Consider the following 13,126-nt stretch of genomic DNA (forward strand, 5'->3'; position numbering starts at 1 on the left):
GGTGCCCACCTATCGAGACGAAGCGGTGATCCTGCGCACCCACAAGCTCGGTGAGGCGGATCGCATCGTCATCATGCTCTCGCGGCGACATGGCAAGGTCCGCGCGGTGGCGAAGGGCGTACGCCGGACATCGTCGAAGTTCGGGGCGAGGCTCGAGCCCTTCATGGTCGCCGACGTGCAGCTGTACCAGGGCCGCTCCCTCGACATCGTGCAGCAGGCCGAGTCGCTCGGTTCCTACGGAACGGACATCGCCGCGCACTACGACCGGTTCACCGCGGCCAACGCGATGGTGGAGACGGCCGACCGCCTGAGCGATTCCGAGGCGACGCCAGACCAGTATCTTCTCCTCGTCGGCGGGCTGCGCGCGCTGTCGCGCGGCGAGCATGTCGCCCGGAGCATCCTCGACTCGTATCTGCTGCGGGTGATGTCGCTGTCGGGGTGGGCGCCCTCTCTGGACGAGTGCGCCCGCTGCGGCACTCCTGGGCCGCACTCGCGTTTCGTTGCGCAGTTGGGCGGACTGGTGTGCCAGAACTGCGCTCCGGCCGGAAGCCCGCGCGTCGCCGAGAAGACCCTGTCGCTGCTGCGGGCGCTGATCGCGGGGGAGTGGGACGTCATCGACGCGTCTTCGCCGGCCGACACAGCCGCTGCCTCCGGGCTCGTCTCCGCCTACGCTCAATGGCATCTGGAACGCGGGATCCGCTCCCTCGCCCACGTGTCCGACATCCCTTCGGAAGGAGAACGGTGAGCCCGAAGCCGTACACGCATAAGGACGCCGTGGCCTATCGCCCGCTGGACTGGACCGGGGTGCATCCCCCCGCATTCCGGGCCGTGCCCGAGCATGTGGCGATCGTCATGGACGGCAATGGCCGCTGGGCCAACCGCCGGGGTCTCAACCGGATCGAAGGTCACAAAGCAGGGGAGGAGGTGCTGCTCGATGTGGTCGCCGGGGCGATCCAGGCCGGCGTGAAGCATCTCTCCGTGTACGCGTTCTCGACCGAGAACTGGGCGCGTTCTCCCGAGGAGGTCCGCTTCCTCATGGGGTACAACCGCGACGTGCTGCACCGACGCCGTGATCAGCTCAATGAATGGGGTGTGCGGATCCGCTGGGCCGGGCGCAAGCCGCGTCTGTGGGGAAGCGTCATCAAGGAGCTCCAGCACGCCGAGCAGCTCACCAGCGGCAACGACGTGCTCACCCTCACGATGTGCGTGAACTACGGGGGCAGAGTCGAGCTCGTCGATGCGATGCGGGCGATCGCCGAGGACGTCGCCGCCGGACGGGTGAAGCCGAAGGCGATCACCGAGAAGATGATCCGCCGGAACCTGTATGTGCCCGACATGCCGGACGTCGATCTGTTCCTGCGCAGCTCGGGGGAACAGCGCACCTCGAACTTCCTGCTGTGGGAGTCGGCCTACGCCGAGATGGTGTTCCTCGACACCCTCTGGCCCGACTTCTCGCGCGAGGAGCTGTGGCGCGCCATCGGCATCTACCTGTCGCGCGACCGTCGCTTCGGCGGCGCGATCGACACACCGGACACCCCGGCCTGAGCCCGGAGCCACCGCTCGGTCTCCCGCGGATGGCGAAGCCTCACGATGACCAGGTGGGGGAAGCGCTCCTGGAGCTCGGGGAATCGCTCCGCCCATTTGTGGAGCGTCGCCGACTGCCACGCGAGGATGTTCTCCTCTGGATCGCGGTTCAGCAGGTTCCACGGTCCCTTCTCGCGGTTGCCGTTCCAGAGCTCGAGTCGGAGGATGCCGCGAGCGAGCGTACGCCGGATCAAGCGGGCGCGCACCACGCGGTAGGGATAGTCCAGCCACACGGCGAGTTGTGCGCGCGGTGTGAGGATCGCATCCGTGCCCTTGCTCGTGTACTGCCACTCGGTGACCCAACGATCATTGGCGGCGAATGCGCGCACGTCATCGAGGAACTCCGGTCGTGGAGTCCAGTTCGGTCCGTGGAACAGCCCGTCGAGCTCGACGTGACGCAGGCCCCACATCGTGCCGATGCGCCTCGACAGCGTCGTCTTCCCCGAGCCGGAGACGCCCGCCACCAGAACCCGCTGGGGCCGGAACAGCACGGGGTCGTCGGCGGAGAGCATCCGTGCATCCTATCCGCGGGTCGAGCACCCGAGGAATAGCTCATAGAACCATGCGGTTGGATGATGATGTGACTGAACCCATCTCCATCGACATCTGGTCCGACATCGCCTGCCCCTGGTGCTACATCGGCAAGCGCAACCTCGAGAAGGGTCTCGAAGCGGTCTCCGCAGATGAGGACGCGCCGCAGGTCAACATCACCTTCCATTCGTTCGAGCTCTCGCCCGACACCCCCGTCGACTTCGACGGCGACGAGATCGACTTCCTCGCCGGACACAAGGGCATGCCGCGCGAGCAGGTCGAGCAGATGCTCTCGAACGTGACCGGTGTCGCCGCGAACGCGGGACTCGAGTACCGCTTCGATCTGCTGCAGCACACCAACACCGTCAAGGCTCATGAGCTGCTGCACTTCGCGAAGGCCGAAGGGCTGCAGCACGAGATGGAGGAGCGGCTGATGTCCGCCTACTTCACCGAGGGCAAGCACGTCGGCCGCATCGACGACCTCGTCGAGCTCGCGACCGAGGTGGGCCTCGACGCGGATCGCGCTCGCGCGGCTCTCGAGAGCGATCAGTACCTCCCGGCGGTCCGTCAGGACCAGGCGCAGGCCCGCGCCTACGGTATTCAGGGCGTGCCGTTCTTCGTCGTCGACGGACAGTACGGCATCAGCGGTGCGCAGCCGCCCGCGGCGTTCGAGAACGTGCTCCGTGACCTCTGGTCGAAGCGCGGAGAGGCTGAGACGGAGACAGCGTCCGTCTGACCGATCGGTGTCGGTTGACGGCTGACGGCTCGCCCGTTCTAGCGGGTCAAGGCCGCTTCGATCGCGCTGACGATCTCGGGGGCGTCCGGCTTCTGCTTCGGGCGGAAGCGCAGGACGTCCCCGTCCGGCAGCACGAGGAACTTCTCGAAGTTCCACTCGACGCGGCCGGCCTTTCCACCGGCGTCCGGGGTCTCCTTGAGCGCCTTGTAGAGCTCGGAGGCGTTCTTGCCGTTGACCTTGACCTTGTCGTTAACCGGGAAGGTGACGCCGTAGGTGGTCGAGCAGAACTCGAGGATGTCGTCCACCGAGCCCGGCTCCTGACCGAAGAACTGGTTGCACGGGAAGCCGACGACGGTGAATCCGCGGTCGCCGTACAGTCGCTGCAGCTCCTCGAGCTGCTCGTACTGGGGCGTGAGGCCGCACTTGGAGGCGACGTTCACGACCAGCACCACGTCGGCGCCGAGATCGTCGAGGGTCTTCTCCTCGCCCTTCGCGTCGGTGAACGGGATCGTACGGAGCGCGGATTCGGTCATATTCACAGCTTAGATCGCCGCATCCCCAGGGGCTCCGCGTCTGGGAGAATAGAGGGGACATGACTCTCGCCACCGCCCCCGCCCGCCCCCTTCGTATCGGTCCGATCGATCTCGACGTGCCGGTCGTCCTCGCACCCATGGCGGGGATCACCAACACCGCCTTCCGGCGTCTGTGCCGTGAGTACGGCGCCGGGCTCTACGTCAGCGAGATGATCACCTCTCGCGCTCTCGTCGAGCGCAACGAGACCACCATGCGACTGATCCGCCACCACGAGTCCGAGACGCCGCGGTCGATCCAGCTGTACGGCGTCGACCCGAAGACCATCGCCGAGGCCGTTCGCATCATCGTCGCCGAGGACCACGCCGACCACATCGACCTCAACTTCGGATGCCCGGTGCCGAAGGTCACCCGCCGCGGCGGGGGAGCGGCGCTGCCCTGGAAGTCGAAGCTGTTCGCCGACATCGTGGACCAGGCCGTCAAGGCCGCCGGTGACGTGCCTCTCACGGTCAAGATGCGCAAGGGCATCGACAAGGACCACCTGACGTTCCTCGATGCCGGTCGTGCCGCCGAAGATGCGGGGGCTGCCGCTGTCGCGCTGCACGCGCGCACCGCGGGCGAGTTCTACTCCGGAAACGCCGACTGGAACGCCATCGGTGAGCTCAAGCAGGCCGTCACCAGCATCCCGGTGCTCGGCAACGGCGACATCTGGTCGGCCGACGACGCCGTGCGCATGATGGCTCAGACCGACTGCGACGGTGTCGTCGTCGGGCGTGGCTGCCTCGGGCGCCCGTGGCTGTTCGGTGAGCTGGCCACCGCGTTCGGAGGAGAGGGCAAGACGGTCGACGCGACGCTCGGTTTCGTGGCGAACGCCTTCCGCCGTCACGCCGAGCTGCTCGTCGAGTTCTTCGAGGACGAAGACCGCGGGTGCCGCGATGTGCGCAAGCACGTGTCGTGGTACTTCAAGGGCTACCCGGTCGGCGGGGACATCCGCACAGGACTCGCGACCGCCTCCAGTCTGGCGGAGATCGACGACTTCCTCGGGCGACTGGATCACACGGCGCCGTACCCGGGTGCGGATGCCGAGGGCCAGCGCGGTCGATCAGGGCACCCCAAGCGGACGGCACTGCCGGACAAGTGGCTGGAGTCGCGAGAACTCGCGTCGTCCGCCTCCGAGATGATGCGTGGAGCGGAGATCGAGAACAGTGGCGGTTGACCCTCAGGTCGGCCGGCGCGCCGACGGCTACGACGCACGAGACGCCGAGCGCTTCTTCGCCGAGACGCATCGATCCGAGCGCAACGACTTCGCCCGCGACCGCGCACGCGTGCTGCACTCCGCGGCGCTGCGACGGCTCGCGGCGAAGACGCAGGTGCTCAGCCCCGCCAGCACGGCCGACTTCGCGCGCAATCGTCTGACGCATTCCCTCGAGGTCGCGCAGGTCGGGCGCGAGCTCGCGGTCGCCCTCGACGTGTCGGCCGACGTCGTCGACACGGCATGTCTCAGCCATGATCTGGGGCATCCGCCCTTCGGCCACAACGGCGAGCGGGCCCTCAACGAATGGGCCGAACCCATCGGGGGCTTCGAGGGGAACGCCCAGTCCCTGCGCATCCTCTCGCGACTCGAGGCGAAGGTCCTCGACGACGACGATCGCTCCGTGGGCCTGAACCTGACCCGTGCCAGCCTCGATGCCACGTGCAAGTACCCGTGGACGGTGGACAGCCCCGTGCCCGACCCGGGTGGGCGCCTGAAGTTCGGTGTGTATCCCGAGGATGAGGCGGTCTTCCGCTGGATGCGTGAGGGTGCGCCAGGGCGGCTCCGGTGCATCGAAGCCGAGATCATGGATCTCTCCGACGACATCGCCTATTCGGTCCACGACTTCGAGGACGCGATCGTCAACGGCTATGTCGACGTCGCTCAGCTCGCCGACCCGCGCCAGCACGACGCGCTCGTCGGTCGGATCCAGCAGTGGGTGGGATACGACTTCACCCGCGACGAGCTCGCCGATGCGCTGTACCGACTCGCGTCGCAACCGATGTGGCTCTCCTCGTTCGACCGCTCCCGTCAGGCTCTCGCCCGTCTCAAGAACTTGACCAGCGATCTGATCGGACGCTTCGCCCGCGCCTCCGTCTCCGCCACCAAGGAGGCCTACGGCACGACGGCTCTGGTCCGCTACAACGCCCACGTCATCGTCCCGCGGGTGATCGAGGTCGAGATCGCCGTTCTCAAGGGCATCATGGGCCAGGCGATCGTCACGATCGAGGCGCGCAAGGGCGTCTACAAGGAGCAGCGGCGTGTGCTGAAGCGACTCGCCGACGCGCTCTGGTCGACCGATGCGCTGTGGTCCGCCGGCTCGGATGTGCTCGAGCCCGCATTCGCCGCCGACTTCATCGCCGCGCAGAACGATGCCGAGCGTGCCAGGGTCGTGGTGGACCAGATCGCGAGCCTCACCGATCAGAGTGCGATCGACTGGCACAACCGCCTGGTGGGAGAGATCGATCCGGCCGAGGTGGGCATCTGGACCCCGCGCCACGCCCGTCCCGGCGCGCAGGCGCACGCGGAGCGGTTGCCCGTCGCCGAGAGGGCGCACTGATGCCGCGGATCCTGCAGGCCGATGTCGACGAGGTGAAGGCGCGGACCAACATCGCCGACATCATCGGGGAGCGTGTCGCTCTCAGATCGGCCGGTGTCGGGTCGCTCAAGGGGCTGTGTCCTTTCCACGATGAGAAGAGCCCGAGCTTCCATGTGCGCCAGCAGGTGGGGTACTACCACTGCTTCGGGTGCGGGGAGTCGGGCGACGTCTACTCCTTCCTGCGGGAGATGGATCACGTCAGCTTCACGGAGGCGGTCGAGCGTCTGGCCGGGCGCATCGGGTACACGCTGCACTATGAAGACGGGGGAGCAGCGCCCGAGACCAGCGGCCGCAGCCGTCTCTACGCCGCCAACACCGCAGCGGCGGAATTCTTCCGTGCGCAGCTGCTCACCCCCGACGCCGAGGCCGGGCGACGCTTCCTCGGGGAGCGCGGGTTCGATGCGGGTGCAGCGGCGCATTTCGGTGTCGGCTTCGCGCCGCGCGGCTGGGATGGGATGCTCAAGGCGCTCACCGCGCAGGGATTCACGCGCGAGGAGCTCAGCAATGCCGGTCTCGTGTCGACGGGGCAGCGGGGTGTCTACGACCGATTCCGTGGGCGGCTGGTGTGGCCGATCCGGGACGTCTCGGGGCAGACCATCGGCTTCGGCGCCCGCAAGCTGTTCGACGACGACCAGGGGCCGAAGTACCTGAACACCCCGGAGACGCCGATCTACAAGAAGGCGCAGGTGCTCTACGGACTCGATCTCGCCAAGCGCGACATCGCACGCGGGGATCCTCGCCGCGTCGTCGTGGTCGAGGGATACACCGACGTGATGGCCTGTCACCTCGCCGGTCTCACGACCGCGATCGCGACCTGCGGCACCGCGTTCGGCACCGAGCACATCAAGGTGCTGCGCCGGGTCATGGGCGACGACAACGCATCGGGCGAGGTCGTCTTCACCTTCGACGGTGACGAGGCCGGACAGAAGGCCGCCCTGCGCGCTTTCACGGAAGACGACCGGTTCAACGCGCAGACGTTCGTCGCCGTCGCTCCCGACGGTATGGATCCGTGCGATCTGCGGCTCCAACGGGGAGATGCGGCCGTTCGCGGGCTGATGGACGCGAAGCAGCCGATGTTCGAGTTCGCGATCGACCGCAAGCTCGGAGGTTTCGACCTCTCCACCGTCGAGGGGCGGGTCGGTGCACTGCGGGCGGCCGCGCCCATCGTGGCCGAGATCCGCGACCAGCTGCTTCGCCCCGGGTACGAGCGCGTGCTGGCGCGTCGGCTCGGGATGGACCCCACCGAGGTGCGCAGCGAGGTCGAACGCGCGGCGCGCGGCGCGGCTGCTCCGCAGCAGGTGCGTCGGGAGGCTCCGCTGATCGACGCGGCGACGGGCGCTCCCGTCGTCGCTCCGGTCACTCTGGCGAGCCTGCCGCGCAGCCCCGACGTCGCCGTCGAACGCGACGCGCTGATGGGTGCCCTGCAATACGGACACCAGGTCGACCAGGCGCTCCTCAACAGGGCGTTGGAGGCGCCGTTCCGGACTTCCGGTCTGGACGCCGTGCGTGAGGCCGTCGCTGCGGCTCCCGACCGCACCAGGGCCGGATGGGTGACGGAGGCCGTGAACAGCGTCCGTGAGCCCTACCGTTCACTCGCGGGGGAGCTGCTGATGACGCCGTTCCCCGCCCGTGACGAAGAGCGCGCCGTGGCCACCGTGGCCGACCTCACCCGCCGTCTCGTGCTCCGTCAGCTCGAGCACGAGAAGCAGGAGCTCCTCGGTGCGGTGCAGCGAGTACCTGCCGACTCCGACGGTGGTCGTGCCCTGCGGATGCGGTTGCGAGACATCGACGCAGAGCGTCAACGCTTCGCCGAGTCGTAACGCGGACCGGCCTCGCGCAGAGGGCAGGATGGAGTCATGTCCCGTAGGCCCGAATCCACGAACGCGATCGATTGCTCCGATCTGGTGATCGACCGCATCGGCCACGGGATGCCGACGCGTGCCGTCGATGGCGTCACCTTCTCTCTCGCGCCCGGCGAACTGATCTGCGTCGCCGGGCCCACAGGGTCCGGCAAGTCGACGTTGGTCGCCGCTCTCGCCGGATCCACCGACCCGTCCGTCAAGGTCGTCGGCGGGCGAGCTCAGGTCTGCGGGGTCGACGTGCGGCGCCCGGGCCGCAAGCATCGGATCCTCACGTACCGCACCGGATTCGTACCGCAGGGTGCCGGGGCCGACCTGCCGCCGCGGCTCACCGTGAACGAGGTGATCGCGGAGCCGATCCTCATCCGCGAGCGCCGGGTGAACACGAAGGCGCTCTCGATCCGCGTCGCCACGCTGTTGGACGAGCTGCACCTGCCGCTCGGCACGGCGGCGAAGTTCCCCTACGAGCTCAGTGCCGGGATGCGCCAGCGGGTGGCGATCGCACGGTCGTTCGTCCTGGAGCCGAAGGTGCTCATCGCCGACGAGGTGCTCGCGAACCTCGACCTCGAGGTCCGTCCGGTCGTCTTCGACGCGATCACCCGTCGCCGCAAGGAGCAGGCGATGGCGGCGCTTCTCGTGACCAACGACGCCGACTTCATCCGCGAGTTGAACGCCGAGACGCTCATGCTCCGTAACGGACACGTCGTGGCGCGCGGCGTGGGCAAGGATCTGCTCTGGGTGCCGAACGCGGAGTCCGATTCGCACCACTGACTCCGACACGCCCGGCATCCGCGAAGGGCGGCCCGGTGTCGTGAACACGTCCGGGAGTTTGCTAAGCTTGTCGAGTTGCCCGCTCAGCGGTGCACATTCCTCGGTAGCTCAATTGGCAGAGCAGCCGGCTGTTAACCGGCAGGTTCTTGGTTCGAGTCCAAGCCGGGGAGCCAACGAGAAAAGCCCCCTCCACGGAGGGGGCTTTTCTCGTTCGCCCCCGTCGATCAGTCGAGATCGAACGGCTGATGCGACAGAGGAGCCCCTCCGATCGAAGGGGCTCCTCTGTTCGTGGGGACGTGCGATCAGCCGACGCCCTCCATCGCGCTCGTCTCGGTGTTGCCGATACGGGCGATGACCTCGGGGCGACGGCGGGCGAGGTAGGCGTACCGGGTGAGGGCCAGGGCGACCGTCACGAGGAATACGTAGGGGATCACGTTGTACGGGAATGCCGGCACGGGCCAGACGTTCGCGAAGAAGACGTAGCCCATCGTGGCGACGGCGACCGCCGCACACACCTTCACGAGTCCGTTGCGCATCTTCGCTCGCTGCGTGTAGACGACGCAGGCGATTGCGACCAGGGCGTAGGCCACCATGTAGCCGTAGGTGCCCCAGGTGTTCACCCACACGAGGATCTCTCCGGTAGCGGCGCCCGAGAGCAGCAGCACGATGTCGACGGCGACGGCCGCCGCGCCGGCGATGATCAGCACACGGTGCGGCGTCAGATGCTCCTCGTGGGTGCGTCCGAACCGCTCGGCGACGACGCCTTCCTTGCCCATCACGTACACGATGCGCCCGATCACGTTGAGCGGCGCGACGACGACGGCGAAGAACGAGGCCGACACCCCGATCGTGAGGGCGGCGGCGAACCAGCCGGGCATGCCGATCAGGGCCGACATGCTCTCCAGCGGACTGGAGGAGGTGGCGAGGTCGTCGCCGAGCACCGTGATCTGCGTGTAGGCCGCGAAGACGTACAACACGCCGACACCGAGAGCGCTCCACATGATCGCGCGGGGAATGGCCTTGTACGGCTCTTTCGCCTCACGCCCGAGCGCATCGGCCGAGGAGAATCCGACGAAGCCGAGGATGCCGAGCACCATGCCGGAGGCGACGCCCTGGAACGACGACCCGGTCGCGAGCACCTGTGCGGGATCCCACGCGGCCGGACCGGCCCAGACGAGGGCGGCGATCAGGAGAACGAGGATGATTCCCACCGAGATGAGCTCCAGCACGAGGGAGACGCGAGCGGACAGACGGATCCCGCGGATGGTGAACAGCGTCGCCAGCCCTCCGAGGAGGATGGCGAGGCCGATGTCCCAGCCGAGCCCCTGTGCCGGAAGGCCGAGCATGCTGAGGAACTGCGCCATGTAGCTGACGGAGCCGCTGAGCGAGGCCGCCGCGATGCCGAAGCAGCCGATCAGCAGCGTGACGCCGGCCAAGAACGCACCGAACGGGCCGAGCCCCTTCGAGACGTAGGTGTACAGCGACCCGGCGGAGGCGTGCTTGCGGGCGAACACGACCACGCAGTATCCGACGCACAGGATGACGATGGTCGCCAGCGCGAAGGCGTAGATGGTGCCGTTGCCGGCACCGAGGAAGATGGCCGCCGCGGTGAAGGCGATGACGGCGCTGGGGGCGATGTTGGCGATGGCCTGGGCGGCGAGTTCCGGTCCGCTCATGACGCCGGTGCGAAGACCGGCATCCTGAGGTGCGCCAGGCGGGGCGACGACGGTGTCTGACATGGTTCTCCTGGTTCGGGTTTCAGGGAATGGGTGAGGGCAGCGGTGCGCGGCCGGGGAGGGTGTGCGGTCAGGGGATGAGGAGCGTGCGGAGAGCGGAGCCGGTCTCGAGATCGTCGAGCGCGGCAGCGGCCTCGGAGAGCGGGCGCCGGCCGGAGATGAGCGGATCGATCTTGAGCTGGCCGTCCATGTAGCGGTCCACGAGGGCCGGGACGTCGATCGAGGGCCGCACCGAGCCGTAGTTCGATCCGAGGATGCGCTGGTCGGCCTCGGCGAGCACGAGGGGCTCGAACGAGGCGCGGGCTCCCGTGGGGGGAAGGCCGACGATCACGGCGGCACCTCCCAGGCCGAGCATCTGGATCGACTGCTCGGTCGTGGAGGTACGACCGATCGCGTCGAACGCATAGTCCACCCCGTCGGGGATGAGCTCCCGCAGCTGCGCGACAGGGTCGCCCAGCGAGGCATCGATACGGTCGGTCGCGCCGAACTGCAGCGCCATCTGCGTCTTCTCCGGACGCACGTCGATCGCGACGATGCGCTCTGCGCCCGCCAGCCGTGCGCCCTGGACGACGTTGAGGCCGACACCGCCGCAGCCGATCACGACGACGGTGGAACCCGGCTCGACCGCTGCCGTGTTGAGAACGGCACCCACGCCCGTGGCCACGGCGCAGCCGACGACGGCGACGACATCGAGCGGTGCGTCATCACGGACCTTCACGGCACCCGAGGCGGGGACCACGACTTCCTCGGCGAACGAGGAGACTCCGAGGTAGTGATGCAGCGGTTCGCCGCCGCGGCTGAGGCGAGAGGTGCCGTCGAACAGCACGCCGAGGGGCGCGACCACGGTGGCGACCTTCTGGCAGCGGGCCTCGTGGCCGGCTCGGCAATAGCGGCACTCGCCGCACGGCGGCACCCAGCTCAGGACGACGTGGTCGCCGACGGCCAGGGTCGTGACGCCCTCGCCGAGCTCGGTGACGACACCGGAGCCCTCGTGTCCCATCACCAGGGGCGCGGCTGCATCCCATTCGCCGCGCTTGACGTGCAGGTCGGAATGGCACACGCCCGCAGCGGCGATGCGCACTCGCACCTCACCCGCACGCGGTGGGGCGAGGTCGACGTCGACGAACTCGATCGGAGACTGGGGATCGCGGAAGACAACAGCTTTCATGACATCCTTCGGGTGGAGAGGGGATGCCGACGATGCTAGGAGACTGCGGCGCGCCGGGCATTCGACAATTATGTGGATTCGATAGCTGCTGTTCACACTTTGTATGATCGGAAGGTGGCTCGTGATGTCGCCTCCGTGGCGCGGTACCTTCAAGGTGAGCTGCTGTATGGGGGAGTCCCGAGCTCACGGCATGTGAACTCCGTCGTCGATCTCGACGTGTTCGGCGCTCCGACAGATCGCCTCTTCGCCACTCTCGTCATCGTCGACGGGGTGCAGCTGGACGAGCTCGCCGGCGACGCAGACCACCTCGCTCTGCTTCAGGATGTGGTCGTCGTCACGGAGGTCGACACCCCACGTATTCGTCAGCTGCTCGACGACGGCGGCGTGACCGCGATCGTCGGAGCGGGCGCGTCGCACGAGCTGCTGATGCCGACGCTGACGGCCCTGCTCGCCGTCGATCAGGCGGCCGAGGCGAGGGTGATCACCTCCGCGATGAGAGTGCTGACCCTCGCCGCACGCCGCAGCGGCATCACAGGGGTCATCGCCGAGCTGGCGCACCGGATCGACGGATGGGCGGTGCTCCTGGACCGTCACGGAGAGGTGATCACGACGGCGGGAGCGGGAAGCCTGCACATCGACGACGCTGTGGCGGTCGCCGTGGGGCGCCCGGTACGCGTACGTCATCGTGCCCTCCAGGTCCATCCGGTCGGTCCGGGGCAGGACATCACCGCTCAACTCGTCACAGCTCCCCGCAACGACAGCTCGGGACGGGGAAGGGAGCTCAGCTCGCAGGCCGCGGCGCTACTCGATCTGCTGATGCGCACCCGCGACAGCAGCCATCTCGAACGTCTCGGTCGGTCGATGATGCTGGAGACCGTGCTCGAGGGAGGGGAGGAGGCGACGAGACTCCTCCGGCGCTGGGGCGTGCACGAGCGGAGCCTGGTGGGATTCGCGTTGGCCTCGCGTACGAGCGGCGTCGACGTCGAGCACCTGCTCGCCCTGTGGCTGGACGAGCTCGGGGCGGAGCATGTCTTCGCCGCCCAGCGTGGTCTGATCCGCGGCGTCATGCGTGAGGATCATGCGGAGGTGATCGCGCATCGGGCACAGGCCTTCGCTTCGACGCTGTATCTCGGGCTCGGACGTCCATCCGCGACCGATTCCCTCGCCGGCAGCGTCGACGAAGCGCGGCAGGCGTGCGAGACCGCCCGCGCGGGTGGGGAGCGCGTGGTCCGCTACGAGGCGATCCCGACGGTGTCGTTCGTGCTCGGGCAGTTGGATGCGGATCAGACGCGGCGCATAGGGATGCTTCTGGATCCGTTGCGCAGCGGGGAGCAGCAGCCCGAGCTCATCGAGACGCTCCGCGTGTTCCTCTCCACGAACAGCGCCTGGGGCGAGAGCGCCACACGGTTGCGGATCCACCGGCAGACGCTCGCGACGCGCATCAGACGGATCGAGGATCTGATCGGGCTGTCGCTCGCCGACCCGGACGACCGTGTGGCCGCCTGGCTCGCGCTGCGCGCCTCGGACGGTTGACCTTCCTGACGCGCGCGCACGAAGAAGGGCCCCACCGGATGGCGGGG

Annotated in this window: 12 protein-coding genes and 1 tRNA gene; 9 read left to right on the forward strand and 4 right to left on the reverse strand. The window is 68.1% G+C overall.

Going from position 1 to position 13,126, the window contains the following annotated elements; genetic code table 11:
* The first annotated feature begins 1 nt into the window (after position 1).
* Both recO and ACIQLD_RS01255 read left to right on the forward strand, forming a co-directional pair.
* Positions 2-745, forward strand: coding sequence for a DNA repair protein RecO (gene recO, locus ACIQLD_RS01250; RefSeq protein WP_292761698.1), 744 nt, complete (start codon positions 2-4; stop codon positions 743-745).
* Positions 742-1,545, forward strand: a complete 804-nt coding sequence (locus ACIQLD_RS01255; protein ID WP_402604130.1) for an isoprenyl transferase — start codon at positions 742-744, stop codon at positions 1,543-1,545. Before recO ends, ACIQLD_RS01255 begins: the two co-directional genes overlap by 4 nt.
* On the opposite strand, the gene ACIQLD_RS01260 is transcribed toward ACIQLD_RS01255, so the two are convergent.
* Positions 1,485-2,096, reverse strand: a complete 612-nt coding sequence (locus tag ACIQLD_RS01260) for an AAA family ATPase (protein WP_402604132.1) — start codon at positions 2,094-2,096, stop codon at positions 1,485-1,487. The two genes, ACIQLD_RS01255 and ACIQLD_RS01260, sit on opposite strands and share 61 nt — an antisense overlap.
* Positions 2,097-2,164: 68 nt before the next feature.
* Between ACIQLD_RS01260 and ACIQLD_RS01265 the strand changes: the two genes are divergently transcribed.
* On the forward strand, positions 2,165-2,851 hold the full coding sequence (locus tag ACIQLD_RS01265) for a DsbA family protein (protein WP_402604135.1): 687 nt from the start codon (positions 2,165-2,167) through the stop codon (positions 2,849-2,851).
* 38 nt (positions 2,852-2,889) lie between these two features.
* Here ACIQLD_RS01265 and ACIQLD_RS01270 read toward each other — a convergent pair whose 3' ends face one another.
* A complete protein-coding gene (locus ACIQLD_RS01270) occupies positions 2,890-3,384 on the reverse strand; it encodes a glutathione peroxidase (protein WP_402604138.1) in 495 nt (164 codons plus the stop codon).
* 59 nt (positions 3,385-3,443) lie between these two features.
* Here ACIQLD_RS01270 and dusB point away from each other — a divergent pair, with 59 nt between their 5' ends.
* The 5 genes from dusB to ACIQLD_RS01295 all read left to right on the forward strand — a co-directional run bounded on the left by dusB (position 3,444) and on the right by ACIQLD_RS01295 (position 8,815).
* Positions 3,444-4,598 (forward strand): tRNA dihydrouridine synthase DusB, encoded by a 1,155-nt coding sequence (gene dusB / locus ACIQLD_RS01275; protein WP_402604142.1) that lies wholly within the window; start codon positions 3,444-3,446, stop codon positions 4,596-4,598.
* Positions 4,588-5,973 carry a deoxyguanosinetriphosphate triphosphohydrolase gene (locus tag ACIQLD_RS01280; RefSeq protein ID WP_402604145.1) on the forward strand — a complete coding sequence of 462 codons (1,386 nt, stop codon included), beginning with the start codon at positions 4,588-4,590 and terminating at the stop codon, positions 5,971-5,973. Before dusB ends, ACIQLD_RS01280 begins: the two co-directional genes overlap by 11 nt.
* On the forward strand, positions 5,973-7,832 hold the full coding sequence (gene dnaG / locus ACIQLD_RS01285) for a DNA primase (protein ID WP_402604147.1): 1,860 nt from the start codon (positions 5,973-5,975) through the stop codon (positions 7,830-7,832). The genes ACIQLD_RS01280 and dnaG overlap by 1 nt, the downstream gene beginning before the upstream one ends.
* A 36-nt stretch (positions 7,833-7,868) precedes the next feature.
* Entirely contained in the window at positions 7,869-8,642 is a 774-nt protein-coding gene (locus ACIQLD_RS01290; RefSeq protein WP_402604150.1) for an ATP-binding cassette domain-containing protein, read from the forward strand.
* A gap of 97 nt (positions 8,643-8,739) precedes the next feature.
* Positions 8,740-8,815, forward strand: a tRNA-Asn gene (locus ACIQLD_RS01295).
* Positions 8,816-8,944: 129 nt separating this feature from the next.
* Here the strand turns inward: ACIQLD_RS01295 and ACIQLD_RS01300 are convergent.
* Together ACIQLD_RS01300 and ACIQLD_RS01305 are read right to left on the reverse strand one after the other, a co-directional pair.
* On the reverse strand, positions 8,945-10,381 hold the full coding sequence (locus ACIQLD_RS01300) for an APC family permease (protein WP_402604152.1): 1,437 nt from the start codon (positions 10,379-10,381) through the stop codon (positions 8,945-8,947).
* Positions 10,382-10,448: 67 nt separating this feature from the next.
* Complete coding sequence (locus ACIQLD_RS01305) at positions 10,449-11,546, reverse strand: alcohol dehydrogenase catalytic domain-containing protein (protein WP_402604154.1); 1,098 nt, start codon at positions 11,544-11,546, stop codon at positions 10,449-10,451.
* 114 nt (positions 11,547-11,660) lie between these two features.
* Between ACIQLD_RS01305 and ACIQLD_RS01310 the strand changes: the two genes are divergently transcribed.
* The gene (locus tag ACIQLD_RS01310) at positions 11,661-13,079 is read left to right on the forward strand and encodes a PucR family transcriptional regulator (protein ID WP_402604156.1); all 1,419 of its coding nucleotides are present in this window, start codon (positions 11,661-11,663) and stop codon (positions 13,077-13,079) included.
* Positions 13,080-13,126 lie beyond the last annotated feature (47 nt).

The organism is Microbacterium sp. NPDC091662 (genome assembly GCF_044756705.1).
GTDB lineage: Bacteria > Actinomycetota > Actinomycetes > Actinomycetales > Microbacteriaceae > Microbacterium.